This is a genomic window from Milkweed yellows phytoplasma str. MW1, from assembly GCF_000309485.1.
In the GTDB taxonomy this organism is placed as follows: Bacteria; Bacillota_I; Bacilli_A; order Acholeplasmatales; family Acholeplasmataceae; genus Phytoplasma.
Window position 1 is genome coordinate 1 of the sequence record NZ_AKIL01000048.1, and the last position, 3,826, is coordinate 3,826.

Below are 3,826 nucleotides of genomic sequence, written 5' to 3' on the forward strand. Positions count from 1 at the left end.
AAATAATTTTTTCTAAAAGGTATTTGTTTTAGAAAAATTAGTTGTTCTCATTCGGAACTATTTTGCTGGGGCTCACCCAATAATTAATTGGTCTTTTTTTGTTAGAACGGAACTAAGATTGTAAAATAACGCTTAAATAAGTAATCTGTTGCGATATTCTTAGTCAAAACCTTAATTAGCCCTTTCAAGGGTTTTTAACTTTTTCCTCACTAAATTTGTAGAGGCAAAAAACAACTATCGAGGTACAAAAAAATAACAACTAACAAACCTCAGAAAGGAATTAATTTCAATATGGCTGTAATTAACAAAAAAAATAATGATAAATCATCCAAAGTAGATTTTATCAAATTTTTAACTATTATTTTATTTTTTGTCACCCTTTTTTTAGGTACTTATGTGTGGATTCATCATAACGCTTTAACAGAAACAGAACAAGCTCTCAAGACACAACATCAAACCATAGAAAGACTTCGACAACAACAACTAAAAGAATCCGAAACCTCAACATCTAACACTAATAATGATGAAGAGGAAAAATCTATGAATCCTCATGATTCACCACACAAAAATATTCAACAAGAGGTTTCTTTTGAACCTTCTGATCCTTCAAAATTCCCTTCTTTCAACCAATTAATCGGTTTCAAAGAAGAAAAACAAGCCGTAGAAGGTTTTATTGATTACCTTAACAATAAAGAAAACTATAACAATATCGGCGAGGTCGATTCGCCCTTAGGCATCTTAATGTATGGTATTCCTGGTACAGGTAAAACAACCTTAGCTAGAGGCTTAGCCAAAGAAACTAATTTACCTTTCTTTGAAGTAAGCAGTTCAATCTTTTCCCAAAAATATAAAGGAATTGCTCCACAACTAGTGAAGGATTTATTCGAATACGCTCGCGAAGAAGCAGAAGAACACAACGGAGCCATTATCTTCTTAGATGAATGTGAAACCATCTTTACTGATTTAAGTGGATTAGAAGCTGGTTCAGAAGTCGCCAATGTGGTAAACCAATTCAAAACCGAAATGACATCATTTGAAAATAACCCTCAAAAACCTATCTTTATTATTGGAGCAACTAACCACATCGACCAAATTGATGAAGCCATTAAATCAAGATTCACTTACAATATCGAAGTTAAACCAGGCAATAAAGAAGAAAGAAAAGCCTTTTTAGAATTCTTAATCAACAAACGTAAAAACCCTTACAGTGAAGAAGCGAAAAAATATTTATACAATATTATCAATGAATCCTTAGAAAGGTTACCAGTTGACCACCAATTTAAAAAAGCCAATCGTACTCTAGAAAACCTGTTAAAAACAACTGTCACTATCTTCGCTAAAAACCGTGGCCAAGGGGAAAGTAGAAAAAATGCGATCAATAAAGAAGACTTAAAAGAAGCTTATAAAATGATAATTTCTCAAGATGAAACCATCTTAAACACTATCGAACAAGAAAATAAAACTAAAAATCCACCGAAAGGAGAAATAAAATAATGAATTCAAAACTAAAAGAAATTTTAATTTTCACATCAACAATGATATTAACAATTATTGTTTCGTTATGTATCAGTAAAACTTTTTTTGAAAAACCATTAATTATAACAGAGCAAATTGATTTTCCTTCGAAATCTTTGGGACAAAAAATTGACGGAATTCAAGATAATTTAGACAAAATGAAAAATGAAACGCAAGAAAGATTTGATAAAATTAATAAAAATTTAGATAAATTAATTGATAAACAAGAAAAAATCGAACAAAAAAACAAAGAGAAAGGAGGTAAATAATTATAAAAACACCTTTAGACCTACTAATTAAAACTTATCTAACCTTTAAGTCTTATTTTACTTGGTTTTTAATGGCTACCGCTATCTTCGGTATTTTCTTTTTCTTGAAAAGAAAACTTTCCACCAATCAAACAATTAATTCTAAACAAACACACAACACAACTACATGGCAAGGCTATTTAACTTATTTTTTAATCATTATCAGTATTTTAGGTTTCATTTACTTATGTTTCTTTCATAAACCAAAAGAATCATCTAGTAAATACACTGGTCAATTAATCAATGAAATCGACAAAGCCATCAACAAATACGATGAAGTCATTAATAACTACCAAGGATTAAAAGATAATTGGGAACAAGAATTAACCAAAGTAAAAGCCGAATTAAAAGAACTCTACGAAGCCCAAGAACTAACCCAAGAACAAAAAGAGAAAATCCAAGAACTAATAAACCAAACAGAAACAAAGATTAACGATATCAAAAAACAAAAACAAGAAACAGAAAATAACATTAATATCTTAAAAGAACAATTAAAACAAAAAGAAGCTGAATTAGACAACAAAGAGAAAAAAACAAAAACTAAACAAGAAGAACTTAAAACAACAACTAACCCCGATGATAAAAAACTTTTACAAGAAGAAATTGATAAATTAGAAGACGAAAGAAGTGAATTAATTAGAAAAATAGCACCAATTAAACTCCAAATTAGCAAATTAGAATCCGATCAAACAATGTACGAAAACATGTTAACAAGAACCAAAAAATTTAAAGAAATGTTAGAAACCCAATATAAAGATTTAACAGAAGGTGAAAAATCATTATTTAAACAAATCCAAACTATCGAACAACGCCGCACCGAAAACCAAAAAAACATCGATGAAATAAAAGAAAAACAAGCAGCTATCAAAGTAAGAAAAGAAGGATTAGAAATAATGAGAGCAGCCGCCGATGCCGCAAGACAAAATTTAACCGCTTGGGATAAAAAACATGAATTTAGTTTCGGTAATCTTCGTGACGCTATTTTCCAAGGCGCCGAATTATATATGGATGCCTTCGGAGGACGAGGTATGTTAAGAGCAGTAGGCGGTGGTTTAACTAAAAAAACCGCTGGAACTATCGCTAAAGGTGGATTGATTGTTCACGAAGTACACCGTGCAGTCCACTTAGCTCAACAATTAATGCAAAACGAAGATGGAACTCCTAAAATGATGGACCAGCAAACATACGAAACAATTACTAAAAGAATTGAAAAAGATTTAGACGAAGCCAAAGCAGACTATAAAGACGCTGAACAAAAATATGGAGATTATAAATGTAAATTACAATCTGATAAAAGTATCGAAGAATACGGAGAATCAAGGCAAGTAGTTACAAAAATCGTACAAAAAGAAAACTCTGTAATTATGGAATACGAAAAAATCGTTGACGAATTAGATAAAAAAAGAAAAGAAGCTTCTGATATATTAACATTAGCAGATGAACACATTAAGTTAGCAAAAAAAATAGAAACCAAAAACGAAGAAATAAATGCGAGAGAAGAAGAATTAAAACAAAAATCTCCAAAGTACGCCAAAGTTCAAGAAAGAATTAAACAAAGACAATATCGAAAATATTATACAACTAATGATAATAATAAAAAAAATAAAGCATAAAAATTATTACCAAATATAAATTTTCTTTAATTTTAAAACAATAACGTTATATAATAGTAGTAATTGATGTGTTATTAAAATGACCTCAATTACTACTATTATTTGAAAGGATATTAAAAACATGAACTTTCTTAAAAAAAATAAAACAATCATTATTATTGGCATTATTCTTTTTTGTATATTGATTGGTTTTGTTTTAAATAAAAAAATACCCAAGATGAATAAAACTTTACCTAATTCCAAATCATCATTAAATAATAATAACCAAAAAACTAACGAACATCAAATATTAGACACTCATTCAACAACAAACAAACCGTCCATGAACCAGAAGTATACAACCTCTAAAAAATCAATAACTCAAGCTGATTATGATCAAATCAAATCTTA

General features: G+C 29.4%; 3 protein-coding genes and 1 pseudogene. All 4 read left to right on the forward strand.

The genetic code is table 11. The features are described from left to right. The first annotated feature begins 291 nt into the window (after positions 1-291). Entirely contained in the window at positions 292-1,494 is a 1,203-nt protein-coding gene (locus RI76_RS01115) for an AAA family ATPase (RefSeq protein WP_017192297.1), read from the forward strand. Further along, complete coding sequence (locus tag RI76_RS01120) at positions 1,494-1,784, forward strand: hypothetical protein (protein WP_017192298.1); 291 nt, start codon at positions 1,494-1,496, stop codon at positions 1,782-1,784. The genes RI76_RS01115 and RI76_RS01120 overlap by 1 nt, the downstream gene beginning before the upstream one ends. 71 nt (positions 1,785-1,855) lie before the next feature. Continuing rightward, positions 1,856-3,436 (forward strand): hypothetical protein, encoded by a 1,581-nt coding sequence (locus tag RI76_RS01125; protein ID WP_017192299.1) that lies wholly within the window; start codon positions 1,856-1,858, stop codon positions 3,434-3,436. Between the two features lie 121 nt (positions 3,437-3,557). Continuing rightward, positions 3,558-3,826: pseudogene (locus RI76_RS01130) on the forward strand (hypothetical protein); the annotation flags it as partial.

Bases quoted from the DNA above. Each gene is read 5' to 3' on its own strand.
- RI76_RS01125 (WP_017192299.1), top strand. From the start codon at position 1,856: ATGGCTACCGCTATCTTCGGTATTTTCTTTTTCTTGAAAAGAAAACTT.
- RI76_RS01120 (WP_017192298.1), top strand. From the start codon at position 1,494: ATGAATTCAAAACTAAAAGAAATTTTAATTTTCACATCAACAATGATA.
- RI76_RS01115 (WP_017192297.1), top strand. From the start codon at position 292: ATGGCTGTAATTAACAAAAAAAATAATGATAAATCATCCAAAGTAGAT.